This window comes from Agromyces sp. NPDC057679 (assembly GCF_042799635.1).
Lineage (GTDB): Bacteria > Actinomycetota > Actinomycetes > Actinomycetales > Microbacteriaceae > Agromyces.
This window is the reverse complement of record NZ_JBHVIK010000001.1, coordinates 231,048-254,575: the sequence shown is the minus strand read 5'-3', so window position 1 is coordinate 254,575 and position 23,528 is coordinate 231,048. Positions and strand designations below refer to the sequence as shown.

25 protein-coding genes are annotated in these 23,528 nt (G+C 70.2%); 19 read left to right on the top strand and 6 right to left on the bottom strand.

Annotated elements, in window-relative coordinates; translation table 11 throughout:
• The first annotated feature begins 160 nt into the window (after nucleotides 1-160).
• Together rho and prfA are read left to right on the top strand one after the other, a co-directional pair.
• Nucleotides 161-2,359, top strand: a complete 2,199-nt coding sequence (gene rho / locus ACFVAJ_RS01185) for a transcription termination factor Rho (protein ID WP_376940970.1) — start codon at nucleotides 161-163, stop codon at nucleotides 2,357-2,359.
• A 7-nt stretch (nucleotides 2,360-2,366) separates the two neighbouring features.
• Complete coding sequence (gene prfA, locus ACFVAJ_RS01180) at nucleotides 2,367-3,440, top strand: peptide chain release factor 1 (protein ID WP_376940969.1); 1,074 nt, start codon at nucleotides 2,367-2,369, stop codon at nucleotides 3,438-3,440.
• An 83-nt stretch (nucleotides 3,441-3,523) separates the two neighbouring features.
• On the opposite strand, the gene epsC is transcribed toward prfA, so the two are convergent.
• Both epsC and cysK read right to left on the bottom strand, forming a co-directional pair.
• Complete coding sequence (gene epsC, locus ACFVAJ_RS01175; protein WP_376940968.1) at nucleotides 3,524-4,102, bottom strand: serine O-acetyltransferase EpsC; 579 nt, start codon at nucleotides 4,100-4,102, stop codon at nucleotides 3,524-3,526.
• 4 nt (nucleotides 4,103-4,106) lie between these two features.
• Nucleotides 4,107-5,042, bottom strand: a complete 936-nt coding sequence (gene cysK / locus ACFVAJ_RS01170) for a cysteine synthase A (protein ID WP_376940967.1) — start codon at nucleotides 5,040-5,042, stop codon at nucleotides 4,107-4,109.
• A gap of 118 nt (nucleotides 5,043-5,160) precedes the next feature.
• On the opposite strand from cysK, the gene prmC reads away from it, so the two are divergent.
• On the top strand, nucleotides 5,161-6,009 hold the full coding sequence (prmC, locus tag ACFVAJ_RS01165; protein ID WP_376942450.1) for a peptide chain release factor N(5)-glutamine methyltransferase: 849 nt from the start codon (nucleotides 5,161-5,163) through the stop codon (nucleotides 6,007-6,009).
• Nucleotides 6,010-6,016: 7 nt separating this feature from the next.
• Here prmC and ACFVAJ_RS01160 read toward each other — a convergent pair whose 3' ends face one another.
• On the bottom strand, nucleotides 6,017-6,997 hold the full coding sequence (locus ACFVAJ_RS01160; protein ID WP_376940966.1) for a TetR/AcrR family transcriptional regulator C-terminal domain-containing protein: 981 nt from the start codon (nucleotides 6,995-6,997) through the stop codon (nucleotides 6,017-6,019).
• 141 nt (nucleotides 6,998-7,138) lie between these two features.
• On the opposite strand from ACFVAJ_RS01160, the gene ACFVAJ_RS01155 reads away from it, so the two are divergent.
• The 15 genes from ACFVAJ_RS01155 (at nucleotide 7,139) to ACFVAJ_RS01085 (ending at nucleotide 19,895) form a co-directional block, all read left to right on the top strand.
• Nucleotides 7,139-8,044, top strand: a complete 906-nt coding sequence (locus ACFVAJ_RS01155; protein WP_376940965.1) for an ATP-binding cassette domain-containing protein — start codon at nucleotides 7,139-7,141, stop codon at nucleotides 8,042-8,044.
• Nucleotides 8,041-8,841, top strand: coding sequence for an ABC transporter permease (locus ACFVAJ_RS01150; protein ID WP_376940964.1), 801 nt, complete (start codon nucleotides 8,041-8,043; stop codon nucleotides 8,839-8,841). Before ACFVAJ_RS01155 ends, ACFVAJ_RS01150 begins: the two co-directional genes overlap by 4 nt.
• An 89-nt stretch (nucleotides 8,842-8,930) precedes the next feature.
• A complete protein-coding gene (locus ACFVAJ_RS01145; RefSeq protein ID WP_376940963.1) occupies nucleotides 8,931-9,785 on the top strand; it encodes an L-threonylcarbamoyladenylate synthase in 855 nt (284 codons plus the stop codon).
• Entirely contained in the window at nucleotides 9,782-10,987 is a 1,206-nt protein-coding gene (locus tag ACFVAJ_RS01140; protein ID WP_376940962.1) for an MraY family glycosyltransferase, read from the top strand. The genes ACFVAJ_RS01145 and ACFVAJ_RS01140 overlap by 4 nt, the downstream gene beginning before the upstream one ends.
• 27 nt (nucleotides 10,988-11,014) lie before the next feature.
• Nucleotides 11,015-11,497 carry a hypothetical protein gene (locus ACFVAJ_RS01135; protein ID WP_376940961.1) on the top strand — a complete coding sequence of 161 codons (483 nt, stop codon included), beginning with the start codon at nucleotides 11,015-11,017 and terminating at the stop codon, nucleotides 11,495-11,497.
• Nucleotides 11,498-11,660: 163 nt separating this feature from the next.
• The gene (gene atpB / locus ACFVAJ_RS01130) at nucleotides 11,661-12,458 is read left to right on the top strand and encodes a F0F1 ATP synthase subunit A (RefSeq protein ID WP_376942448.1); all 798 of its coding nucleotides are present in this window, start codon (nucleotides 11,661-11,663) and stop codon (nucleotides 12,456-12,458) included.
• A 45-nt stretch (nucleotides 12,459-12,503) separates the two neighbouring features.
• Nucleotides 12,504-12,737 (top strand): ATP synthase F0 subunit C, encoded by a 234-nt coding sequence (gene atpE / locus ACFVAJ_RS01125; protein WP_022888426.1) that lies wholly within the window; start codon nucleotides 12,504-12,506, stop codon nucleotides 12,735-12,737.
• Nucleotides 12,738-12,765: 28 nt separating this feature from the next.
• Nucleotides 12,766-13,329, top strand: coding sequence for a F0F1 ATP synthase subunit B (locus ACFVAJ_RS01120; protein WP_376940960.1), 564 nt, complete (start codon nucleotides 12,766-12,768; stop codon nucleotides 13,327-13,329).
• 3 nt (nucleotides 13,330-13,332) lie between these two features.
• Nucleotides 13,333-14,127 carry a F0F1 ATP synthase subunit delta gene (locus ACFVAJ_RS01115; RefSeq protein ID WP_376940959.1) on the top strand — a complete coding sequence of 265 codons (795 nt, stop codon included), beginning with the start codon at nucleotides 13,333-13,335 and terminating at the stop codon, nucleotides 14,125-14,127.
• Between the two features lie 92 nt (nucleotides 14,128-14,219).
• On the top strand, nucleotides 14,220-15,860 hold the full coding sequence (gene atpA / locus ACFVAJ_RS01110) for a F0F1 ATP synthase subunit alpha (RefSeq protein ID WP_022888429.1): 1,641 nt from the start codon (nucleotides 14,220-14,222) through the stop codon (nucleotides 15,858-15,860).
• A gap of 47 nt (nucleotides 15,861-15,907) precedes the next feature.
• Entirely contained in the window at nucleotides 15,908-16,804 is an 897-nt protein-coding gene (locus tag ACFVAJ_RS01105) for a F0F1 ATP synthase subunit gamma (protein ID WP_376940958.1), read from the top strand.
• A 23-nt stretch (nucleotides 16,805-16,827) separates the two neighbouring features.
• A complete protein-coding gene (gene atpD / locus ACFVAJ_RS01100) occupies nucleotides 16,828-18,288 on the top strand; it encodes a F0F1 ATP synthase subunit beta (RefSeq protein ID WP_376940957.1) in 1,461 nt (486 codons plus the stop codon).
• Between the two features lie 2 nt (nucleotides 18,289-18,290).
• On the top strand, nucleotides 18,291-18,551 hold the full coding sequence (locus tag ACFVAJ_RS01095) for a F0F1 ATP synthase subunit epsilon (protein ID WP_022888432.1): 261 nt from the start codon (nucleotides 18,291-18,293) through the stop codon (nucleotides 18,549-18,551).
• 10 nt (nucleotides 18,552-18,561) lie between these two features.
• Nucleotides 18,562-19,134 (top strand): AAA family ATPase, encoded by a 573-nt coding sequence (locus ACFVAJ_RS01090; protein ID WP_376940956.1) that lies wholly within the window; start codon nucleotides 18,562-18,564, stop codon nucleotides 19,132-19,134.
• Nucleotides 19,134-19,895 (top strand): YaaA family protein, encoded by a 762-nt coding sequence (locus ACFVAJ_RS01085; RefSeq protein WP_376940955.1) that lies wholly within the window; start codon nucleotides 19,134-19,136, stop codon nucleotides 19,893-19,895. The genes ACFVAJ_RS01090 and ACFVAJ_RS01085 overlap by 1 nt, the downstream gene beginning before the upstream one ends.
• A 144-nt stretch (nucleotides 19,896-20,039) precedes the next feature.
• On the opposite strand, the gene ACFVAJ_RS01080 is transcribed toward ACFVAJ_RS01085, so the two are convergent.
• From ACFVAJ_RS01080 to ACFVAJ_RS01070, 3 genes are all read right to left on the bottom strand, one after another.
• On the bottom strand, nucleotides 20,040-20,855 hold the full coding sequence (locus ACFVAJ_RS01080) for a M57 family metalloprotease (RefSeq protein ID WP_376940954.1): 816 nt from the start codon (nucleotides 20,853-20,855) through the stop codon (nucleotides 20,040-20,042).
• A gap of 165 nt (nucleotides 20,856-21,020) precedes the next feature.
• Nucleotides 21,021-21,611 carry a DNA-3-methyladenine glycosylase I gene (locus tag ACFVAJ_RS01075; RefSeq protein WP_376942446.1) on the bottom strand — a complete coding sequence of 197 codons (591 nt, stop codon included), beginning with the start codon at nucleotides 21,609-21,611 and terminating at the stop codon, nucleotides 21,021-21,023.
• 5 nt (nucleotides 21,612-21,616) lie between these two features.
• Nucleotides 21,617-22,108, bottom strand: a complete 492-nt coding sequence (locus tag ACFVAJ_RS01070; protein ID WP_376940953.1) for a methylated-DNA--[protein]-cysteine S-methyltransferase — start codon at nucleotides 22,106-22,108, stop codon at nucleotides 21,617-21,619.
• A gap of 209 nt (nucleotides 22,109-22,317) precedes the next feature.
• Between ACFVAJ_RS01070 and ACFVAJ_RS01065 the strand changes: the two genes are divergently transcribed.
• Nucleotides 22,318-23,469, top strand: coding sequence for a DUF4192 family protein (locus ACFVAJ_RS01065; RefSeq protein WP_376940952.1), 1,152 nt, complete (start codon nucleotides 22,318-22,320; stop codon nucleotides 23,467-23,469).
• Nucleotides 23,470-23,528: the final 59 nt, after the last annotated feature.

Genomic DNA, 23,528 nt, shown 5'->3' with positions numbered 1-23,528 from the left:
CACATGCACTGTTCGTGCTCCCGGCCGCATCGTGCAATTCCCGGCAATCTCTTGCTTTCGCTCTCGCGCATGTCTGCGCCACCGCGCGCCGACCTCGCTCGAGGACGCGATCAGCTCTCCTGCCGCGCAAATCTTGCGCCAGGGGAAAGGAAAACACTCAGTGACCAACGCATCCGACCACGCTGCAGGCGTGGCGAACAGCGCCCCTCTCACCGGCCTCAAGGTCGCCGAGCTCCAGGAGCTCGCCGTCTCGCTCGGCATCGTGGGCGCATCCAAGCTCCGCAAGGGCGAACTCGTCGAGGCGATCTCCGCCCGTCAGGCCGAGCAGGCGGGCGACGTCGCCCCGACGCTCGACCTCGACGGCGCGGCGGCCGCGGCCGACCCGGCGCCCGCCGAGACTCCCGTCGTCGAGGCGCCCGCCGCCCCGGCGGCGGACTCGGCGCCGATCGAGGCGCCTGCCGTCGAGCAGCCCGCGCCCGAGGCATCCGCCCCCGAGCAGACCGCGCCCCGTCGCGGTCGCCAGCCGCGCCGCGCGACGAGCGCGACGACGGCCGCCGCGCAGCACGTCAACGCGGGCGGCGCCGGCGTCGGCCTCGTGCCCGCGAACGACGACGAGGCCCGCGAGGCCGCCCGCGCCGCGGTGCGCGAGGAGCTCGCGGCCGCGACCGGCGAGGGCGCCCGCCCCGCCGCGACCGAGGGCGAGGGCGAGCAGGCCCAGACCGACGAGCCCCGCCAGGGTCGCGGCCGCAACCGCGGTCGCCGTGGCGGCGAGCGCGGCGGCAACGACCGCGGTGAGCGCGGCGACGACACGCAGAAGCAGGGCGGCGACCGCCGCCAGAACGGCCAGGGCGGCCAGAACGACGGCGCCCAGGGCGGCGAGCAGCGCGGCAAGCGCGACGAGGGCGGCAAGTCCTCCGAGCGCCAGGGCGACGCCGAGAAGGGCAAGCAGGGCGGCCAGGGTCGCGACGGCCAGGGTCGTGACGGTCAGGGCCGCGACGGGCAGGGTCAGGGCCGCGAGGGTCAGGGCCGCGACGGCCAGAACCAGGGCCAGGGCCGCGACGGCCAGAACCGCGACGCCCAGCAGCAGCTCGAGGGCGAGGGCGGCCGTCGCAGCCGCTACCGCGACCGCAAGCGCCGCGGCCAGGGCGGTGCCGGCGACGAGCTCGAGCCCGAGATCCTCGACGACGACGTGCTGATCCCGATCGCGGGCATCCTCGACGTGCTCGACAACTACGCGTTCGTGCGCACGACGGGGTACCTGCCCGGTCCGAGCGACGTGTACGTCTCGCTCGGCCAGGTCAAGAAGTACCACCTGCGCAAGGGCGACGCCGTCGTCGGCTCGATCAAGCAGCCGCGCGACAACGAGGCGAACAGCCGTCAGAAGTACAACGCGCTCGTCAAGGTCGACTCGGTCAACGGACAGTCGATCGACGAGGCCGCCGCGCGCGTCGAGTTCCAGAAGCTGACGCCCCTCTACCCGCAGGAGCGCCTGCGCCTCGAGACCGAGCCGACGAAGCTCACGCAGCGAATCATCGACCTCGTCGCGCCCATCGGCAAGGGCCAGCGCGGCCTCATCGTCGCGCCCCCGAAGGCGGGCAAGACGATCGTGCTGCAGCAGATCGCGAACGCCATCTCGATCAACAACCCCGAGGTCCACCTCATGGTCGTGCTCGTCGACGAGCGCCCCGAAGAGGTCACCGACATGCAGCGCACGGTGAAGGGCGAGGTCATCGCCTCGACCTTCGACCGTCCGGCCGAAGACCACACGACGGTCGCCGAGCTCGCCATCGAGCGTGCGAAGCGCCTCGTCGAGCTCGGCCACGACGTCGTCGTGCTGCTCGACTCGATCACCCGCCTCGGCCGCGCCTACAACCTGGCCGCGCCCGCGTCGGGCCGCATCCTCTCGGGCGGTGTCGACGCCTCGGCGCTGTACCCGCCGAAGCGCTTCTTCGGCGCCGCGCGCAACATCGAGAACGGCGGCTCGCTGACCATCCTCGCGACCGCGCTCGTCGAGACGGGGTCGAAGATGGACGAGGTGATCTTCGAGGAGTTCAAGGGCACCGGCAACTCCGAGCTGCGCCTCTCGCGCCAGCTCGCCGACAAGCGCATCTTCCCGGCCGTCGACGTGAACGCCTCGTCGACGCGTCGTGAAGAGATGCTGCTGAGCCCCGACGAGGTGAAGATCACCTGGAAGCTGCGTCGCGCCCTCGCCGGCCTCGACCAGCAGCCGGCCCTCGAGGCCGTGCTCGGTCGCCTGAAGGAGACGCAGTCGAACGTCGAGTTCCTCATGCTCATGCAGAAGTCGATGCCGGTCGCCGGCCACGGCAACGCGCACGGGCACGAGACCGACCACCGCTGAGGCTCCCGTGTTCGATTCGGTCCAACCGCTGCTCGCCGAGCACGCGCAGCTCCAGGAGGAGCTCGCGGACCCGGCGCTGCACGCCGACGCGGCGCGCGCGAAGAAGGTCAACCGGCGTTACGCCGAGCTGAGCCGGATCGTCGCGGCGAACACGGCGTGGCACGAGGCGCAGGACGACCTCGCGGCGGCCCGTGAGCTCGCGAAGGAGGACGAGGCCTTCGCCGAGGAGGTGCCGGCCCTCGAGGAGGGGCTCGCGCAGGCGCAGGAGAAGCTCCGGCGACTCCTGATCCCGCGCGACCCCGACGACGGCCGCGACGTGATCATGGAGATCAAGGGCGGCGAGGGCGGCGCGGAGAGCGCCCTCTTCGCCGCCGACCTCCTGCGCATGTACATCCAGTACGCGCAGTCGAAGGGCTGGAAGACCGAGCTCCTCGAGCGCAACGAGTCCGACCTCGGCGGCTACAAGGACGTCCAGGTCGCGATCAAGTCGAACGCGAGCGACCCGTCGCAGGGCGTCTGGGCGCACCTCAAGTACGAGGGCGGCGTGCACCGCGTGCAGCGCGTGCCCGTCACCGAGACCCAGGGGCGCATCCACACCTCGACGACGGGCGTGCTCGTCTTCCCCGAGGTCGACGAGCCCGAAGAAGTCGAGATCAACCAGAACGACCTCAAGATCGACGTCTACCGATCGTCGGGCCCGGGCGGCCAGTCGGTGAACACGACCGACTCGGCCGTGCGCATCACCCACCTCCCGACCGGCATCGTGGTCTCGATGCAGAACGAGAAGTCGCAGCTGCAGAACCGCGAGGCGGCGATGCGCGTGCTCCGCGCCCGCATCCTCGCGCGCCAGCAGGAGGAGCTCGACGCGGCGGCCTCCGACGCCCGCAAGTCGCAGATCCGCTCGATGGACCGCTCGGAGCGCATCCGCACGTACAACTTCCCCGAGAACCGCATCGCCGACCACCGCACGGGCTACAAGGCGTACAACCTCGACCAGGTCATGAACGGCGCGCTCGACCCGCTCATCGAGTCGGCCATCCAGGCCGACGAGGAGGCGCAGCTCGCCGGTCGCGAGGACTGACTCCGCGGGTCGCACCGCGAAACGACGAGGGGCGGATGCTCCGGGGCGCGCCCCGGGTCATCCGCCCCTCGTCATACGACGGCTCAGATGTGCCAGTCGTGCACGCCGCGCGCGGCGTCGGCGGTCTGGTGCGACAGCGGGCGCACCGTCGCGGGCACGCCGACGACGAGGGAGTGCGGGGGAGCGCTGCGCGTGACGACGGCGTTGGCGCCGACGGCGCTCCAGGCGCCGATCGTGATGTCGCCGAGGATCTTCGCCCCGGCGCCGACCGTGACGCCGTCGTCGAGGGTCGGGTGCCGCTTGGTGCCGGGCGGGGTGTTGCGCGGCGCCTTCCCGCCGAGGGTGACGCCGTGGTAGAGCATGACGTCGTCGCCGATGACGGCGGTCTCGCCGATCACGACGCCCATGCCGTGGTCGATGAAGAAGCGGCGGCCGATGGTCGCCCCCGGGTGGATCTCGATGCCCGTGAGGAATCGCGTCAGCTGCGAGATCACCCGTGCGGGGAACCGCCACCGGGCCCGCCACAGCCGATGGGCGAGGCGGTAGGCCCAGATGGCGTGAAGGCCCGAATACACGAGGAAGACCTCGAGACCGTTCCGTGCTGCGGGGTCGTGCGCACGGGCGGTCGCGAGGTCTTCTCTCAGGCGTCTGAAGATCGGCACCTGATCAGTCAAGCAGACCCTCGTACAGGACGGTCGACAGGTACCGCTCGCCGTAGCTCGCGACGATGACGACGATCGTCCTGCCGTCGTTCTCGGGGCGCTTGGCGAGCTCGAGTGCGGCGTACACGGTCGCGCCGGAGGAGATGCCGCCGAGGATGCCCTCCTCGGTGCCGAGGCGGCGCGCGGTGGCGACGGCCTGGTCGATGTTCACGTCGATGATCTCGTCGTAGACGTCGCGGTCGAGGATGTCGGGGACGAAGTTCGCGCCGATGCCCTGGATCTTGTGGGGGCCGGGTGCGCCGCCGTTGAGGATGGGGGACTCGGCGGGCTCGACGCCGACGATCTTCACGCCGGGCTTGCGCTCCTTCAGCACCTGGCCGGTGCCGGAGAGGGTGCCGCCGGTGCCGATGCCCGACACGAAGATGTCGACGCCGCCGTCGGTGTCGTTCCACACCTCTTCGGCGGTGGTGCGGCGGTGGATCTCGACATTCGCCTCGTTCTCGAACTGGCGGGCGAGGATCGCGCCGGGGGTCGCCGCGGCGATCTCCTCGGCCTTGGCGACTGCGCCCTTCATGCCCTCGGAGCCGGGAGTGAGCACGAGCTCGGCGCCGTAGGCCTTCAGCAGCGACTTGCGCTCCTTCGACATGGTCTCGGGCATCGCGAGGATGACCTTGTAGCCGCGCGCCGCCCCGATGAGGGCGAGGGCGATGCCCGTGTTGCCGCTCGTGCCCTCGACGATGGTGCCGCCGGGCTGGAGTGCGCCCGAGGCCTCGGCGGCGTCGACGATGCCGACGCCGAGGCGGTCCTTCACGCTCGCGGAGGGGTTGTAGAACTCGAGCTTCGCGAGCACGGTCGCGCCCGCGCCCTCGGTGAGGCGGTTCAGGCGCACGAGCGGGGTGCGGCCGAAGGCCTGCGTGATGTTGTCGTAGATCTGAGCCATGGGCAGGCCTTTCTGGAGGGGCGGTGCGGGCCTCATCAGCCTATTGGGGCGGCCGGAGCGGTGGGGGTGCGTTACATTCCATTGCGTGGATGCACCAGAGGACCAGGCCGCCCGACCGCTGCGCGAGGTGCGCGACGAGCTCGTGAGGACGCTCGCCGAGGCGGGGGTCCCCGACCCCGAGGTCGACGCCGAACTCCTCATCGGGCACGTGCTCGGCCTCAGCCGCGGCGGCGTGCAGGCGCGGCTCGTGATCGGCGGGGGCTTCTCCGCCGAGGATGCCGCGGCGCTGGCCTCGCTCGCCGAGCGTCGCGCCCGGCGCGAGCCCCTCCAGCACCTCACGGGTCGGGCCGCGTTCCGTTCGCTCGAGCTCGCGGTGGGGCCGGGCGTGTTCGTGCCGCGCCCCGAGACCGAGGGCGTCGCCCAGATCGGCATCGACGCGCTGCGCGCGGTGGCCGACGCCGAGCCGATCGGCATCGACCTCGGTTCGGGCAGCGGCGCGATCGCGCTGGCCCTCGCGACCGAGGTGCCGCACGCGAAGGTGTGGGCGGTCGAGAACTCGCCCGAGGCGTTCCCCTGGACGCGTCGCAACGTGGAGGAGGTCGGGGCCCCGAACCTCGAGCTCGTCTTCGGCGACCTCGCGACGGCGCTGCCCGAACTCGACGGACGGGTGTCGGTCGTCGTCTCGAACCCGCCGTACATCCCGCTGGGCGCGATTCCCCGCGACCCCGAGGTGCGGCTCTACGACCCCGAGCGGGCCCTCTACGGCGGGGCGGACGGCCTCGACGTGGTGCGGGCGCTCTCGCAGCGCGCGCGAGCGCTCCTGGTGCCGGGCGGCCTCCTCGTGATCGAGCACGGCGAGGCGCAGTCCGCCGACATCGCGGCACTGCTCGCCGCCGACGGCTGGCGCGCGATCTCGCATCACCGCGACCTCACCGGGCGCGATCGGGCGACGACCGCGCTGCGCTGAGGCGGAGCTACTTCCTCTTCTCGTGCTTCTCGCGCTCGAGGGCGTGCTTGATCGACTCGCGCTCGCGCTTCTGGGCCTCCCGCAGCGCCTTCTGCGCCTCGCGCACGGCCTTCTCGGCCTCGCGCCGCGCCTTCGCCGCCTCGCGGACCCGCGGGTCGCGGGGAAGGTCGAGCTGCGCCGGCAGCTCGGCGAGCGGCTCGGGCGCGGCGGGTGACGAGGTGCCGCCGAGGCGGTCGACGTGGTGCTCGATGCCGTCGAGGATGCGGAGGAGCCCGAAGGAGAAGTCGTCGTCGGTGTCGCCCGGGTGCGTGCCGGGTTCGGCGACGTAGCCGCCGGCGGCGAGCAGCGGGCTGAGGTACGGGAAGCGCTCGGGCGTGACGAGCTCGGTCAGCGCGACGAAGGCGCTCTCCCCGGTGACGTCGGCCGGGTCGTCGGCGGCGAGGGCGGCCGCCCGGAGGTCGCGGTCCTGCGCGCTCGTCGCACGGGCGTAGCTGGTGAGCAGGAGCAGCGCCGACATCTTCTCGCCGTCGCTCAGCGGCAGCTCGCGCACCTCGCGGAGGAACCAGTCGACGATGAGCAGGCTGTTCGGCGTGATCGGGGCTCCCGAGATCGGGATGTCGACGAGCCACGGGTGCTCGTGGTACGCCGCGCGCATGGCGAGCACCCAGGCGGTGACGCCCTCGCGCCAGCCGCGCTCGACGGACTCGTCGGGCACGGGCGGCTCGACCGCGCCCTCCTGCATGAGCAGGATCAGGTCGTCCTTGCTCGTGACGTAGCGGTAGAGCGACATCGTCGTGAATCCGAGGGATGCCGCGACGCGGCTCATCGAGACGGCGCCGAGCCCCTCGGCGTCGGCGATCTCCATCGCCGCATCGACGATGCGCTCGATCGAGAGCTCGCGCTTGGGCCCGCGCTGGGGGTGGGCGGCGACGCCCCAGGCCAGCGCGACGCCGCGGGGGAGTTCGGGGTCGGCTCGCTCGTCGCTCATCGGGCTCCAGTTCGTTCGGTGGGCTTGACCACAGTCTAGAACTGTGTATTACTTAAACAACAGTGCATCACATAAACAGTTTGCGCCATACACCGGCCGAAGGGCCGGCGGCGCGGACGCGAGACGAACGGAGCACGACCGATGGAACTCGCCATCGACGTCCGCGGCCTCCGCAAGCAGTTCGGCCGGACCGAGGTACTCGCGGGGCTCGACCTCGCCGTGCCGCAGGGGAGCGTCTTCGCCCTCCTCGGGCCGAACGGTGCGGGCAAGACCACGACGATCAACATCCTCACGACGCTCGTCGTCCCCGATGCGGGCACCGCCCGCGTGGCCGGGCACGACGTCGTCGACCACCCAGGGGAGGTGCAGCAGCGCATCGCGCTCACCGGTCAGTCGGCCGCCGTCGACGAGGTCCTCACCGCCACCGAGAACCTCGTCATGATGGGCCGGCTCTCGGGGCTCACCCGCCGCCACGCGAAGGCGCGCGCCGACGAGCTGCTGCGGCGCTTCGACCTCGAGGCGGCGGCCGGCCGCCGGGTCGGCACCTACTCGGGCGGCATGCGCCGCAGGCTCGACCTCGCGCTCAGCCTCGTCGTCGACGTGCCCGTCCTCTTCCTCGACGAGCCGACGACCGGGCTCGACACCCGCAGCCGGCAGGAGCTCTGGACCGTCATCCGCACGCTCGCCGACGCGGGCACCACGGTGTTCCTCACCACCCAGTACCTCGAGGAGGCGGATCGGCTCGCCGACCGCATCGCCGTGCTCGACCGCGGGCGCATCGCCGCCGAGGGCACCGCCGACGAGCTCAAGGCCAGGGTGGGCGGCGACGTCGTCGAACTGCGCGACGCCGACGGCGCGCTCGTCCGCGAGATCCCGACCGACGGCACCGTGCACGGCCTGCGCGCCGCGATCGACGAGCTCGACCGGGCCGCCGTCGGCGGCGACGGGGTGCAGGTCTCCATCCGCCGTCCGAGCCTCGACGACGTGTTCCTCGCGATCACGGCCGGCGCCGAGGCATCCACCCCCGAACTCGTGGAGGCGACATGACCACCGCAACCGCAACCGCCCCCGCCCGCCGGCCCCGACTGCGCGGCGTGGCGGCCGAGCGCGTCTTCATCGGCCGCAGCCTCATCCACTCCGTGCGCGACGTCGAGGCCCTGCTCATGGCGGTCGTCCTGCCGACGATGCTCATGCTGCTGTTCACGTTCATCTTCGGCAACGCGATCGACCCCTCGGGCGGCTACGTCGACTACGTCGTGCCCGGCATCATCCTGCTGTGCGCGGGATTCGGCGCCTCCGGCACCGCGATCTCGGTGTCGCGCGACATGACCACGGGCATCATCGACCGATTCCGCACGATGCCGCTGCGCAGCGGCGCGGTGCTCACCGGGCACGTCGTCGAGAGCCTCGTGCGCAACCTCGTCGCCACGGCGGTGGTGATCGGGGTCGCCCTCCTCGTCGGGTTCACGCCGAACGCGACGCCCCTCGAATGGCTCGCCGCCTTCGGCGTCGTGGCCCTCTACATCCTCGCGATCACCTACCTGTTCGCCGCGATCGGGCTCGCGGCCTCGACGCCGGAGGCGGCGAGCGGCTACGGCTTCATCCTGCTGTTCCTGCCGTACCTGTCGAGCGCCTTCGTGCCGGTCGACACCATGCCCGAGTGGCTGCAGTGGATCGCGGAGAACCAGCCGATCACCCCGGTGATCGAGACGATCCGGTCGCTCCTGCTCGGCACGCCCATGGGCGACTCGGCCTGGTGGGCGGTCGGCTGGTGCGTCGCCATCATCGCCGTCGCGGCCGTCTGGGGCGCGTGGCTGTTCCGTCGCAAGGCGGGTCGTCGCTGAGCGAGCCCGCATCTAACCCGGATGCCCCGGGCGGTACGCCGCCCGGGGCATCCGATCGTCCGGCCGCGCTGGTCTAGAATCGGCAGGTCATGACTGCCATCTACGACTGCTCGGTCGACTCCCAGTTGCTCACCGGCATGCGACTCGCCCGCGGCGCGATCGGACGCGGCGAACTCGTCGTCATCCCGACCGACACGGTCTACGGCGTCGCGGCCGACGCCTTCGACGCGAAGGCCGTCGCGAGGCTGCTCGAAGCGAAGGGCCGCGAGCGCACCTCGCCGCCGCCCGTGCTGATCCCCGGGCTGCCGACGCTCGACGCCCTCGCGAGCGAGGTGCCGCCCGTCGTGCGCGACCTCGTCGGCGAGTTCTGGCCGGGCGGGCTGACGGTCATCCTCCGTGCGCAGCCCTCGCTCCAGTGGGACCTCGGCGAGACCCGCGGAACGGTCGCATTGCGGATGCCCGCGAACCCGATCGCGCTCGAACTGCTCTCCGAGACGGGCCCGCTCGCGGTCTCCTCGGCGAACCTCTCGGGACTGCCGAGCGCGACGACCGCCGCGGCGGCCGAGGAGATGCTCGGCGAGTCGATCGCCGTCTACCTCGACGGCGGCGAGGCCGGCTCGGGTTACGAGGCGATCGGCGAGCGCCCGGGCGACACCTCCTCGACGATCGTGGATGCCACGGGGCTCGGCGAGCACGGGGGAGTGCTCCGCATCGTGCGCGCCGGGGTCATCTCGCGCGAGCGCATCGCCGCGGTCGTCGGTGAAGACCTGCTGGAGCCCGAGGGCGGCGACGCGACCGCCGAGCCGGCCGAGATCGCCCCGCCCGTCGCCGATGACTCGTCCGAACCAGGCGCGCCCGAGACATCCGATGCGGTGGACGCAGGCGCGCCCGAGGCATCCGACCCCGTCGACCGCGCCGATGAGGCGGGCACCGCCGCCTCATGACCCTCTTCCTCTCGCTCGCGCTGCTGGCCGCGCTCGTCACCTTCGGCGGCTCGATCGTCGTCTGGAAGCTCAGCCTGAAGTACCGGCTCTACCCGAAGATCCGCGAGCGCGACGTGCACACCCGGCCGACGCCGCGGCTCGGCGGCATCGCGATGTTCGTCGGCATCGTCGTCGCGATCGGGGCTGCGGCCTTCGTGTCGAGCCTCGGGGTGTCGCGGTTCTCGAACGTCTCGATCATCTTCGAGAACCCGGGGCAGATCCTCGCGATCCTGGGAGCGGCGCTCCTCATCGTCGCGATGGGCGTCGCCGACGACATCTGGGACCTCGACTGGACGACGAAGCTCGCGGGCCAGTTCATCGCCGGCGGGCTCATCGCCTGGCAGGGCGTCACGATCGTGTCGCTGCCGATCGCCGGCATCACGCTCATCCCGTCGTGGCTGAGCGCGACGCTCACGGTCTTCGTCATCGTGCTCGTGATGAACGCGGTGAACTTCATCGACGGGCTCGACGGGCTCGTCGCGGGCGTCTCGCTCATCGCCAACGGCGTCTTCTTCCTCTACACGTACCTGCTCGTGCAGCAGACCTCGCCGCTCAACTACTTCAACCTCGCGTCGCTGCTCGCCGTCATCGTGGTCGGCGCCTGCGCGGGCTTCCTGCCGCTGAACTGGCACCCGGCGAAGCTCTTCATGGGCGACGCAGGCGCCCTGCTCATCGGCCTGCTGACCGCGACCGCGGCGATCGCGGTGACGGGCACGATCAACCCGGGCAGCGTCGGCTTCGAGAACCTCTTCGCGGCGTTCATCCCGATCCTGCTGCCGTTCGTGGTGCTCGTGATCCCGCTGCTCGACTTCGGGCTCGCGGTCGTGCGGCGCCTCAGTGCGGGCAAGTCGCCCTTCGCCGCCGATCGGAAGCACCTGCACCACCGCCTGCTCGACATGGGGCACTCGCACCTGAACGCCGTGCTCATCCTCTACGGGTGGACGGCCGTCGCCAGCGTCGGGTGCCTGCTCACCTACGTGCTCCCGACGTACTTCGGCGTCGACAGTGCCTGGGCCTTCGTCTTCCTCGGCGTCGGCTTCCTCGTCTGCGCCGTGATCACGCTCGCGCCGCTCGGTCGCCGAAAGCGCCTCACGATCGCCGCCGAGGAGCGCCCGAGCGCCACCCCCGTCGCGGCCGACGAACTCGAAGGTCCGGCTCGGTAGAATCGGGCGACCCCCGACTGGAGCATGATGACCGACGCACGTCCCGCACAGCCCGCCGACCGCACGCCGACCTCGAACCCGGTGCTCCGCCGCGCCCTCCTCTGGGGCGGCGTGCTCGCCGCCGTGATCCTCGTGGTGAGCGCGGTGCTCGGCCTCGTCTTCGCGGGGCTCCCCGGCCTCTGGGGCGCCCTCATCGGCACCACGATGGCGGTGGTGTTCATGGGCATCACGGCGGCGAGCATCCTCCTCGCCAACCGCTTCTCGGGCAGCGACCTCTTCGTGGGCGCGTTCTTCGGCATCGTGCTCGGCGGATGGCTCCTGAAGTTCATCGTCTTCATCGTGCTCGTCGTGCTCCTCCGGGATGCCGCGTGGCTCGACACGACCGTGCTGTTCCTCAGCCTCGTGGCCGGCGTTCTGGCCTCGCTCGTGGTCGACGTCCTCGTCGTCGCGAAGTCGCGGCTGCCCTATGCGAGCGACGTCGAGCTGCCGAAAGCACCCGACGGCGACTGAACTCGATTCTGAATTCGTCTGCTCGTAGAAGTCTTGCTAGAGTATTCCCGATCCCCCCACGGTTCTGCCCTCATCACGCATGGGCGAACCGAGGCCCATGTTCGTCGTCGCGAGAGCCGAGCTCCACGCCCCGAAACAGGAGAAAGCGCTGCTAGCACACGCTCTGAACCTGCTGGTTCCGACTGCCACCGAAGACGGTGAGTTCCACGGTCCGTCGATCGACGAATTCTTCCCCGGGCCGCTGCTCTTCGAAGACACCCCCTTCGAGATCAACCGCATCATCCTGGTGCGCTGGGTCGCGGTCATCGCGCTCTTCCTGGTCTTCTGGCTCGCCACGCGGCGGATGAAGGTCGTCCCCGGCCGCTTCCAGAGCCTCGTCGAGATGGGTCTCGACATGGTGCGCGTGAACATCGCCGACGACCTGCTCGGCAAGAAGGACGGCAAGCGGTTCCTGCCGATCCTCACGACGATGTTCTTCATGATCCTGTTCATGAACCTGACGGGCGTCATCCCCTTCCTGAACATCGCCGGCACCTCCGTCATCGGCGTGCCGCTCGTGCTCGCGATCGTCGCGTACATCACGTTCATCTACGCGGGCGTCAAGAAGAGCCCCAAGAACTTCTTCAAGAACTCGCTGTTCCCCGCGGGCGTGCCGTGGCCGGTGTACATCATCGTCACGCCGATCGAGTTCATCTCGACCTTCATCATCCGGCCCATCACGCTGACCCTGCGACTCATGATGAACATGATCGTCGGTCACCTCCTGCTCGTGCTCTTCTTCGCAGCCACGCAGTTCTTCGTCTTCCAGCTCAGCGGCTGGTGGACCGTCGTCGGCGCCGGCACCCTGGCCTTCGGACTCGCGTTCACGCTGTTCGAGGTCCTCGTCGCCGTCCTGCAGGCCTACGTCTTCGCACTTCTCACCGCGGTCTACATCCAGCTCGCGGTCGCAGAAGAGCACTGAGCCCGGGCACCCGCCCAGAACATTCCCTAGGAAAGGAAACCCAACGTGGACGCAACCACCGTTCTCGCTGAGATCAACGGCAACATCGCGACGGTCGGCTACGGCCTCGCGGCGATCGGCCCGGCCATCGGCGTCGGCATCGTCGTCGGCAAGACGATCGAGGGCGTCGCCCGCCAGCCCGAGCTGGCCGGCCGCCTCCAGGTCCTGATGTGGATCGGTATCGCCTTCACCGAGGCGCTCGCCTTCATCGGTATCGCGACCTACTTCATCTTCGTCTGATCCACCCGCCGCAACTGAGGAGGCCAACGTGCTTCATGCAGTACTGAGCGCTGCAACCGAGGGTGGCGAGACGCACAGCCCGGTGATTCCGGAGTGGTACGACATCATCTGGTCGTCGGTCTGCTTCATCATCATCCTCGTCTTCTTCTGGAAGTACGTGCTCCCGCGCGTCCAGAAGCTGCTCGACGAGCGTGCTGAGGCGATCGAGGGCAACATCGCGAAGGCCGACGAGGCCCAGCGCAAGGCCGAGGCCGCCCTCGAGGAGTACACGGCGCAGCTCGCCGACGCCCGCACCGAGGCCGGTCGCATCCGCGAGACGGCTCGCGAGGACGGCAAGAAGATCGTCGCCGAGGCGAAGGACACCGCGACCGCCGAGGCCGCTCGCGTCACCGCGAGCGCGCAGGCGCAGATCGAGGCCGAGCGCCAGACCGCGCTCGTCTCGCTCCGCTCCGAGGTGGGCACCCTCGCCATCGACCTCGCCTCCGGCGTGATCGGCGAGTCGCTCTCCGACGACGCCAAGGCGACCGCCGTCGTCGACCGTTTCCTCGCCGACCTGGAGGCCTCCGAGGCCACCGCCGGAGGGAAGAAGTAACCCATGGGTAGCGCTACGAGAGAGGCCCTGGCCGGGTCGCGGGCTGCGCTCGCCGAGCTCGGCCGGGCCGACCTTGCCGTCGCCGAGGGTCTCCTCGCCGCCGGTCGGGTGATCGGGTCGTCGTCGCAGCTGCGCACGGCGCTCACGGACGCCGAAGCGGATGCCACGCAGAAGCGCGCGCTCGTCGAGCGCGTCTTCGGTGCGCAGCTGCCGGCTGCGGCGGTGTCGCTGGTCGTGACCGCCGCGTCGAGCCGTTGGTCGAGCGGCGGGGACTTCCTCGCCGGCATCGAGGAGCTGGGTTACCGCATCGCGGCCGACTCGGCAGCGGAGGGCGTCGACATCGACGCCGAGCTCTTCGCCTTCGACCGTGCGGTCGCGACCGACTCCGAACTCGAGCTCGCGCTCGGTTCGAAGCTCAGCGCGGTCGACGTCAAGTCGAAGCTCGTCGACCGTCTGCTCGGCGGCAAGGCCTCCCCGCAGACCGTGGCGATCGTGCAGAACCTCGTGCAGCAGCCCCGCGGCCGCCGCATCGGCGAAGCACTCCGGCACGCGGCCACCGTCGTCGCCGACCAGCGCGGCTTCGACATCGCGACCGTCACCTCGGCAGCACCGCTCTCGACTGAGCAGCTCGCCCGGCTCGAGCAGGGCCTTCAGGCCCAGTCCGGCCGACCCATCCGATTCGACACGATCGTCGATCCCGCCCTCCTCGGCGGGGTCCGCGTTCAGATCGGCGACGACGTCATCGACGGCAGCGTCGCCAGCCGCCTCAGCTCGCTGCGGCAGAAGCTTGCCGGCTGACGCCGGTTGACATCACGACCGGCGTCCAGCGCCGCCAGACAAACACACTGCATCCGGCGCCCATGAGGCTCGGCCCAGAAAAGGAAATGGCAATGGCAGAACTCTCCATCAGCCCCGACGAGATCCGTTCGGCTCTCTCGGAGTTCGTCTCGTCGTACGAGCCGGGCCAGGCGCAGAAGACCGAAGTCGGCTACGTCACCGACGCCGGCGACGGCATCGCCCACGTCGGGGGCCTGCCCTCCGTCATGGCGAACGAGCTCGTCCGCTTCGCGGACGGCACGCTCGGCCTCGCGCAGAACCTCGACGAAGACGAGATCGGCGTCGTCGTGCTCGGCGAGTTCACCGGCATCGAAGAGGGCATGGAGGTGACCCGCACGGGCGAGGTCCTCTCCGTCCCCGTCGGCGAGGGCTACCTCGGCCGCGTCGTCGACCCGCTCGGCAACCCGATCGACGGCCTCGGCGAGATCACCGGCATCGAAGGCCGTCGTGCCCTCGAGCTGCAGGCGCCCGGCGTCATGCAGCGCAAGTCGGTGCACGAGCCGCTCCAGACCGGCATCAAGGCCATCGACGCGATGATCCCCGTCGGCCGCGGCCAGCGCCAGCTCATCATCGGCGACCGCCAGACCGGCAAGACGGCCATCGCGATCGACACGATCATCAACCAGAAGGCCAACTGGGAGTCGGGCGACGTCAACAAGCAGGTTCGCTGCATCTACGTCGCGATCGGCCAGAAGGGCTCGACCATCGCTTCGGTGAAGGGCGCCCTCGAAGACGCCGGCGCGATGGAGTACACCACCATCGTCGCCGCCCCGGCCTCCGACCCGGCCGGCTTCAAGTACCTCGCGCCGTACACCGGCTCGGCCATCGGCCAGCACTGGATGTACGACTCCAAGCACGTCCTCATCATCTTCGACGACCTGTCGAAGCAGGCCGAGGCCTACCGCGCCGTGTCGCTCCTCCTCCGTCGTCCGCCGGGACGCGAGGCGTACCCCGGCGACGTCTTCTACCTGCACTCGCGTCTGCTCGAGCGTTGCGCCAAGCTCTCCGACGAGCTCGGCGCCGGTTCGATGACGGGTCTCCCGATCATCGAGACGAAGGCGAACGACGTCTCGGCGTACATCCCGACCAACGTGATCTCGATCACCGACGGCCAGATCTTCCTCCAGTCCGACCTCTTCAACGCGAACCAGCGTCCGGCCGTCGACGTCGGCATCTCGGTCTCGCGAGTCGGTGGCGACGCGCAGGTCAAGTCGATCAAGTCGGTCTCGGGCACGCTGAAGCTCGAGCTCGCCCAGTACCGTTCGCTCGAGGCCTTCGCGATGTTCGCATCCGACCTCGACGCCGCGAGCCGTCGTCAGCTGGCACGTGGTGCGCGTCTGACCGAGCTCCTCAAGCAGCCGCAGTACTCGCCGTACCCCGTCGAAGACCAGGTCGTCTCGATCTGGGCCGGCACGAAGGGCCACCTCGACGAGGTGCCCGTCGAGGACATCCTGCGCTTCGAGAGCGAGTTCCTCGACTACCTGCGCCGCAACACCGACGTGTTCGAGGTGCTGCGTTCGACGAACAAGCTCGAGGACGAGACGATCCAGAAGCTCGAGTCGTCGGTCGCGACCTTCAAGAGCGAGTTCCAGACCGGTGAGGGCAAGCCGCTCGCCTCGGTCGGCTCGGAGCAGTTCGAGGCCATCGCCGCGGAAGACGTCAACCAGGAAAAGATCGTCAAGGGTCGCCGCTAAGGCGGACCCGGCGAACTGAACCGCTGACGTAGGGATACAGGAGAGACATGGGAGCGCAACTTCGGGTCTACCGGCAGAAGATCAAGTCTGCCCAGACGACGAAGAAGATCACCAAGGCGATGGAGCTCATCGCCGCCTCGCGCATCCAGAAGGCGCAGGCTCGGGTGTCGGCTTCGACGCCGTACTCGCGGGCGATCACCCGTGCCGTCTCGGCCGTGGCGACGTACTCGAACGTCGACCACGTGCTGACGACCGAGCCCGAGAAGATCGAGCGCGCGGCGATCGTGATCCTCACGAGCGACCGCGGCCTCGCCGGCGCATTCAACTCGCAGGTCCTGCGCGAGGCGGAGGAGCTCGCCGAGCTCCTCCGCTCGCAGGGCAAGGAGGTCGTGTACTTCCTCGTCGGACGCAAGGCGGTCGGATACTTCCAGTTCCGTCACCGCGGGTCCGAGCGGCAGTGGACGGGCAGCTCCGAGAACCCCGAGTTCGAGCTGGCCAAGGAGATCGCCGACGCGGTGCTCGAGTCCTTCCTGCGCGACGCATCCGACGGCGGTGTCGACGAGATCCACGTGGTCTACAACACCTTCGTGAGCATGATGACGCAGACCCCCACGGTCGTGCGCCTGCTGCCGCTCGAGGTCGTCGAGGGCGTCGAAGAGCCCGACGCGACGGTCCAGCCGCTGTACGAGTTCGAGCCCGACGTCGAGACGGTGCTCGACGGGCTGCTACCGGTGTACATCGAGAGCCGCATCTTCAACGCCCTCCTGCAGTCGGCCGCTGCGAAGCACGCCGCCACGCAGAAGGCGATGAAGTCGGCCTCCGACAACGCCGACAAGCTCATCACCGACTACACCCGCCTGGCGAACAACGCGCGCCAGGCCGAGATCACGCAGCAGATCTCCGAGATCGTGGGCGGCGCGGACGCGCTCGTCGCCGCCAAGTAGCAACTCAGAAAAGAGAGAGCAGAATGACTGACACCGCAACCGCGCCGGTCGCCGAGCGTGCCGCCGGCGCTGTCGGACGCATCGCCCGCGTCACCGGCCCCGTCGTCGACATCGAGTTCCCGCACGACTCGATCCCCGAGATCTACAACGCACTGCAGACCGAGATCTCCCTCGGCGGCGAGACCTCCACGCTGACGCTCGAGGTCGCACAGCACCTCGGTGACGACGTCGTCCGTGCGATCGCCCTGAAGCCGACCGACGGCCTCGTCCGCGGCCAGGAGGTGCGTGACACCGGTTCGCCGATCTCGGTGCCGGTCGGCGACATCACCAAGGGCAAGGTCTTCAACGTCATCGGCGAGGTGCTGAACGGCGAGCCCGGCGAGCAGCTCGAGGTCACCGAGCGCTGGCCGATCCACCGTAAGCCCCCGGCATTCGACCAGCTCGAGTCGAAGACGCAGCTCTTCGAGACCGGCATCAAGTCGATCGACCTCCTCACGCCGTACGTGCAGGGTGGAAAGATCGGCCTCTTCGGCGGTGCGGGCGTCGGCAAGACCGTCCTCATCCAGGAGATGATCCAGCGCGTCGCGCAGGACCACGGTGGTGTGTCGGTGTTCGCCGGTGTCGGCGAGCGCACCCGTGAGGGCAACGACCTCATCCACGAGATGGAGGAGGCGGGCGTCTTCGACAAGACCGCCCTCGTCTTCGGCCAGATGGACGAGCCGCCGGGGACCCGTCTTCGCGTCGCCCTCTCGGCCCTCACCATGGCCGAGTACTTCCGCGACGTGCAGAAGCAGGACGTCCTCCTCTTCATCGACAACATCTTCCGCTTCACCCAGGCGGGTTCCGAGGTGTCGACGCTGCTCGGCCGCATGCCCTCCGCGGTGGGCTACCAGCCGAACCTCGCCGACGAGATGGGCATCCTCCAGGAGCGCATCACCTCGACGCGCGGTCACTCGATCACCTCGCTGCAGGCGATCTACGTCCCCGCCGACGACTACACCGACCCGGCGCCGGCGACCACCTTCGCGCACCTCGACGCGACGACCGAGCTCTCGCGCGAGATCGCGTCGAAGGGTCTCTACCCCGCGATCGACCCGCTGACCTCGACGTCGCGCATCATGGACCCCCGCTACCTGGGCGAGGACCACTACCGCGTCGCGACCACGGTCAAGCAGATCCTCCAGAAGAACAAGGAGCTCCAGGAGATCATCGCGATCCTCGGTGTCGACGAGCTCTCGGAAGAGGACAAGATCACCGTCGCCCGCGCGCGCCGCATCCAGCAGTTCCTCTCGCAGAACACCTATATGGCGAAGAAGTTCACCGGTGTCGAGGGCTCGACCGTCCCCCTGAAGGACACCATCGAGTCGTTCGACGCCATCGCCCGCGGTGACTTCGACCACGTGGCCGAGCAGGCCTTCTTCAACGTCGGTGGCATCTCCGACGTCGAAGAGCAGTGGGCCCGCATCCAGAAGGAGAACGGCTGAGCATGGCCGCCCTCAACGTGAGCGTCGTCTCGGCCGACCAGGAAGTCTGGTCGGGCGAGGCGGCCATGGTGGTCGCGAAGACCGTCGAAGGCGAGATCGGCATCCTGCCGGGTCACGAGCCCATGCTCGCGATCCTCGCCGGCGGCGAGGTCCGCGTCACGCTGCCCAGTGGTGAGAAGGTCACCGCGAGCGCCGAGGACGGGTTCCTCTCGGTGCAGTCCAACTCGGTGCAAGTCGTCGCGTCTCGCGCCGAACTCTCCTGAGGGGAAGCGGATGCAGGGGGAGCAGCCGTTCGACCGCCAGTTCGGTGACCTGAGCGTCACCCAACTCATCGTCATGGCCGGGCTGCCGGGTGCGGGAAAGTCGACGATCGCCCAGATCGTCGGCGCCCGCCTCGGCGCCACGGTCGTGTCGGTCGACCCGATCGAATCGGCGATTCTGCGCGCCGGGATCGACGCCGACCAGCCCACGGGGCTCGCGGCCTACCTCGTCGCCGAGGAGATCGCCGAGAAGGAGCTCGACTCGGGCCGCACGGTGATCGTCGACGCGGTGAACGCCGCTGAGGCCGCCCGCCTGCAGTGGCGGGATCTCGCCGAGCGGGCCGACGTGCGCCTGCGGGTCATCGAGGTCGTCTGCTCCGACGAGGAGCTGCACCGCGCCCGCCTCGAGAAGCGCGAGCGCAGGCTGCCGCACCTCGAGGAGACCACCTGGCGCGCCGTCGAACAGAGCCTCGAGGGGTACGCCGCCTGGACCGGCCCCTCGTCGGCGCTGCCGCGCGTCACGATCGACAGCATCGAGACGCTCGGCACGAACGTCGATGCCGCGCTCGCCTTCATCGGCTCGTAGTGCGGATCCTCCTCCCGCCGTCCGAGACGAAGCGCGACGGCGGCACTGACGCGCCCCTGGCGCTCACCGCGCTGTCGTTCCCCACGCTCTCCTCCGCCCGTGAGCAGACGCTCGCGGCGCTGGACGAGCTGTCGGTCGACGGCGACGCGATGATGCGGGCACTGAAGCTCGGGCCTCGACAGGCCGCCGAGGTCGACCGCAATCGCGAACTTCCGGGTGCTCCGACCATGGCGGCGATCGACCGCTACACCGGGGTGCTCTTCGACGCCCTCGACGCCCCGTCGCTCGACGAGGCCGCACGCGAGTTCGCGGGTCGCACCGTCGTCGTGCACTCCGCGCTCCTCGGGCTCGTCGGTGCGCTCGACCCCGTGCCGGCGTACCGCCTCTCGCACGACTCGAAGCTGCCCGGACTGCGGTTGAAGGCGCACTGGCGTGCACCGATCGCCGAGGTGCTGGGCCGCGAACCCGGTCTCCTCATCGACCTCCGATCCGAGGGCTACGCCGAGCTCGGCCCGGCGCCGGTGCGCCCCGGGAGCGTCTACGTGCGCGTCGTCTCGGTCGACGCCGGCGGCCGCAAGCGCGCGCTGAACCACTTCAACAAGCAGGCGAAGGGGCGCTTCACCCGGGCCGTGCTCGAGGCGCGGCCCGAGCTCGACACCCTCGACGAGCTGCTCGACTGGGCGCATGCTGCGGGCTTCTCGATGCACCTCGGCGAGGAGCGCGGCACAGCGTCGCCGCGCGAGGTGGAACTCGTCGCCTGAGTCGCCGCGCTGACGACTCGACGGCTGCGGTGCCGCACCGCGTGATGCTCGATGCCGGCCTCGCGACGGCAGACGCACCGCTGGGTCCGGTCGAACACGACCGGACCCAGCGGGCCCTGAAAAGGGTGTGACGTGAGCGGTGGCTCAGCCGCCGTAGAGTGCGACGACGCCCGAGCGGTCGGCGTTCGTCATCGACAGGTCATCGGACGAGCCGTTGCACTGCGGGTAGTGCATGATCGACGCCGAGTCGTACGGCGTCAGCGGACGCCAGTTGTTGTCCTCGAAGCAGGTGCCCGATTCGGGGCGCGTGTGCTCGTGCCGGAAGCCGAGGGTGTGCCCGAGTTCGTGGCCGAGGATGTTGGTCGGGGTCCACGAGCCCGAGCTCCAGATCGAGTCGTCGATGAGCACGTTCTGCTGACGGTCGGGCGAGCTCGGGAAGAACGCGCGCGCGATGTACTGCGAGGTCTGCACCGGCTCGACCGAGAACAGGACGGACTTGTTGCGCGTGGTGCACTGACCGTCGGCGCTGCTCACGTGCACGAAGTTGATCTTCGACGAGGCGGACTCCCAGAGGGCAGCGCCGCTCGCCATCGCGCTCACGACGTCGGCGTGACGTGTGCCGAACTTCGTGCTCACGCAGTAGGTGAGGTTGCCCACCTGCGAGGCCGACCACTTGTCGTCGGCGCCGTTGACCGTGTTGACGATGAGACCGTCGGTCGGCGTCTCAGGCCCGACGAGCCGGTCGTAGTACGACCGCAGCTCGCTCTTGCCCGAGATCAGCTCGTCACCGTTGACGATGTAGGCGCCGTCGACGTCTCGGTACGTCGATGCCGCGAACTCCTGGTAGGAGGGAACGTCGGAGTCATCGAGCGGGGTTGCGCCGGCGGCCGGGATTACCGTGCCGACGGCGAGCGCGGCTGCCGCGGTGGCGGCGAGCGCGAGTGTTCTCGTGATGCGCATGCAGTGTGCTCCTTCTGAAATGAGCGATCTCCGCGCGCCTGGTCGGCGCGCGCCCTCGGGTCGTGGGTCGTGCGTCGTTGCCTACCCCCCGAAGTAGGCACAACGTAGCCTGCGCGATTCGAAGGTGTCAAGGATCTCCGGGGTGCTCCGCGCCTCGGGCGCGCATCAGACGCTGCGGGACTCCTTCGCCCGGAAGCAACCGGCGACGTGGTCGTCGACCATTCCGGCCGCCTGCATGAGCGCGTACATGGTGGTCGGACCGACGAAGGCGAACCCGCGGCGACGCAGCTCGCGGCTCATCGCGCTCGACTCGGGCGTGGTCGCCGGCACCTCGGCGAACGAGCTCGGCGCGTGCGGGCGCGGCGGAGGGGCGAAGCCCCAGAGCAGCTCGTCGAGCGGCTGCTCGAGCTCGAGTGCGGCGCGCGCGTTCGTGATCGTCGCGCGGATCTTGCCGCGGTGCCGGATGATCCGCGCATCGCCGAGGAGTCGCTCGACGTCGTCATCGGTCATCGCGGCGACGAGCTGCGGGTCGAACCCGTGGAAGACCTCGCGGAACGCGGGCCGCCGGCGGAGGATCGTGATCCAGGAGAGCCCGGCCTGGAAGCCCTCGAGGCACACCTTCTCGAAGAGCCGCTGCGGGTCGTGCTGCGGGGTGCCCCACTCCTCGTCGTGATAGCGACGGTACTCGGGATCGGCCGCGCCCCAGGCGCAGCGCACGACTCCGTCGTCACCGACGACCACATCGGGCCGGGGGATCACGCTCACGCGGCGAAGCCGATGCGCTCGTGCCCCAGGAGCCAGAGCTTCGTGGGGATGCCCTCTCCGCCCGAATACCCGGTGATCCGGCCGTCGGAGGCGAGCACGCGGTGGCAGCCGACGATGATCGGAATCGGGTTCGCGCCGACGGCGCCGCCGATCGCGCGGGCCGAACCCGGGCGACCGACCGCCGCGGCGAGCGATCCGTACGACACGGCTTCGCCCCAGCCGAGTCGGCGGAGTTCGGCCCAGACGGCCTGCTGGAACTCGGTGCCCTCGAGGCGGACGGGGAGATCGAAGTCGGTGCGGGCACCGCTGAAGTACTCGTCGAGTTCGACGCGCGCGCGGTCGAGCACGGCGTTGGAGCGCTCGGGGGAGTCGTCGTGGGGGAGGACGCCGTCGCGTTCGATCGAGAGACCGGTCACGGCGTCGTCGTCGGCGACGACCTCGATGCGGCCGATGGGGCTGTCGAGACGGATGAGGAACACGTTGGTCATGCTTCGAGCGTAACCTCGGCCTCCGACACGATCTCGCGAGAATCGGACATGGCGACGCCGCCCGCGAAGGCCCCGGTGTGGAGGAGGAGTCGAGTGGGGCGCCGGCCCCACCAGGTGACTGCTCCTCCACAGCCGCGGCCTGTGGGCGGACCTCGTCGCCCGTTCGGGCGGCGGCCCGCGCCGCCTGCTGCGCGCGGCATCGTCGGGGCATGACCACCATCATCCGCGCCGGATCGGCGCACGAGTTCCTCGCCTTCGTGCCGAGCCTCGCGGGCTTCGAGCCGGTACGCTCGCTCGTCTGCGTGGCGTTCGAGGGCAGCCGAACCGTCGGGGTGCTCCGACACGACCTCCCTCGCCGCTCACGCGACCGCAGCGCGCTCGTCGCGGTCGTCGTCGCCACCCTCTGCCGGATGCCGGGCGTCGACGGAGTGGTCCCCGTCGTCTACACCGAGGCCGGGTTCGCCGATCGCGGCGAGGCTCCCGAGCGCCGACTCGTCGAACTCCTCGCGGCGCGCGCGACCGAGGCGGGCTTCGTCGTGCGCGACGGGCTCTGCGTCGCGAACGACGGCTGGGGTTCGTATCTCGACCCCGCGCTCCCCGCGACGGGGCATCCGCTCGCGCTGATCGACGCGTCGCGGCCCGCGCCTCGCGCCGACGACCGCCGGCACGACCCCGTCGCGTACGCCCTCGTCCCCGAGCGCGATCCGCGGCGCGCCGCTGCGGTCGCGCGGGCACTCGACCGTCTCGGGGCGGCCGATCCGAGCGGCGCGGAGTTCACCCGGCTCGGCGACGACCTCGATCCGGTCGAGCTCGTCGAGCACCTGCTCGAGCCGGGGTCGGTTCCTGCACGGACGGCTGCGTGGTTCCTGCACCTGGCCGCGCGACCGGCGTTCCGCGACGGGATGATGCTCCAGTTCGCGTTCGGCCCGCTGGTCGGCGCGGCCGCGCACGAGGACGCTGCGGCGAGCCTCGAACGGGCGGAGTCGCGGGGGATGACCGTCGAGGAGCTCGTGCTGGGCGAGCTCGCGGCCGAGTCCGAGGAGGCGGTCTCGGAGCTGCTCGCCCGGCTCCTCATGGGGCAGACCTCGCTGCGCCCCGAACGCGCGCGCATCGAGCGCGCGATCGACGTCCTCCGACGGGTGATCGCCGACGCTCCCGATCCGCACCGTCCGGGGCCGCTCTGCATGATGGCCTGGCTGATGTGGGCGCTCGGGCGCGGGTCGGCCGCGGGCGCGCTCCTCGACGCCGCGCTCGAACTCGACCCCGAGCACACGATGGCGACGCTGCTCGACCGGCACCTCGGCAGCGGAGCGCTCCCCGAATGGGCATTCTCGAGGCCTCGGGAGCACGGTGCGGGGTGAGGCGGTGCGTGGGACGCAGCAGGGGGCGGCGCCGGGCGAGCCCGACGCCACCCCCTGGT

What these genes read in the sequence shown, in the direction of transcription:
- ACFVAJ_RS01105 (WP_376940958.1), top strand. Translation starts at nt 15,908, where the DNA reads ATGGGAGCGCAACTTCGGGTCTACCGGCAGAAGATCAAGTCTGCCCAG.
- ACFVAJ_RS01070 (WP_376940953.1), bottom strand. Translation starts at nt 22,108, where the DNA reads ATGACCAACGTGTTCCTCATCCGTCTCGACAGCCCCATCGGCCGCATC.
- ACFVAJ_RS01090 (WP_376940956.1), top strand. Translation starts at nt 18,562, where the DNA reads ATGCAGGGGGAGCAGCCGTTCGACCGCCAGTTCGGTGACCTGAGCGTC.
- ACFVAJ_RS01150 (WP_376940964.1), top strand. Translation starts at nt 8,041, where the DNA reads ATGACCACCGCAACCGCAACCGCCCCCGCCCGCCGGCCCCGACTGCGC.
- ACFVAJ_RS01140 (WP_376940962.1), top strand. Translation starts at nt 9,782, where the DNA reads ATGACCCTCTTCCTCTCGCTCGCGCTGCTGGCCGCGCTCGTCACCTTC.
- ACFVAJ_RS01065 (WP_376940952.1), top strand. Translation starts at nt 22,318, where the DNA reads ATGACCACCATCATCCGCGCCGGATCGGCGCACGAGTTCCTCGCCTTC.
- ACFVAJ_RS01115 (WP_376940959.1), top strand. Translation starts at nt 13,333, where the DNA reads ATGGGTAGCGCTACGAGAGAGGCCCTGGCCGGGTCGCGGGCTGCGCTC.
- cysK (WP_376940967.1), bottom strand. Translation starts at nt 5,042, where the DNA reads ATGGCTCAGATCTACGACAACATCACGCAGGCCTTCGGCCGCACCCCG.
- ACFVAJ_RS01135 (WP_376940961.1), top strand. Translation starts at nt 11,015, where the DNA reads ATGACCGACGCACGTCCCGCACAGCCCGCCGACCGCACGCCGACCTCG.
- atpA (WP_022888429.1), top strand. Translation starts at nt 14,220, where the DNA reads ATGGCAGAACTCTCCATCAGCCCCGACGAGATCCGTTCGGCTCTCTCG.
- ACFVAJ_RS01080 (WP_376940954.1), bottom strand. Translation starts at nt 20,855, where the DNA reads ATGCGCATCACGAGAACACTCGCGCTCGCCGCCACCGCGGCAGCCGCG.
- atpD (WP_376940957.1), top strand. Translation starts at nt 16,828, where the DNA reads ATGACTGACACCGCAACCGCGCCGGTCGCCGAGCGTGCCGCCGGCGCT.
- ACFVAJ_RS01145 (WP_376940963.1), top strand. Translation starts at nt 8,931, where the DNA reads ATGACTGCCATCTACGACTGCTCGGTCGACTCCCAGTTGCTCACCGGC.
- ACFVAJ_RS01160 (WP_376940966.1), bottom strand. Translation starts at nt 6,997, where the DNA reads ATGAGCGACGAGCGAGCCGACCCCGAACTCCCCCGCGGCGTCGCGCTG.
- ACFVAJ_RS01155 (WP_376940965.1), top strand. Translation starts at nt 7,139, where the DNA reads ATGGAACTCGCCATCGACGTCCGCGGCCTCCGCAAGCAGTTCGGCCGG.
- ACFVAJ_RS01095 (WP_022888432.1), top strand. Translation starts at nt 18,291, where the DNA reads ATGGCCGCCCTCAACGTGAGCGTCGTCTCGGCCGACCAGGAAGTCTGG.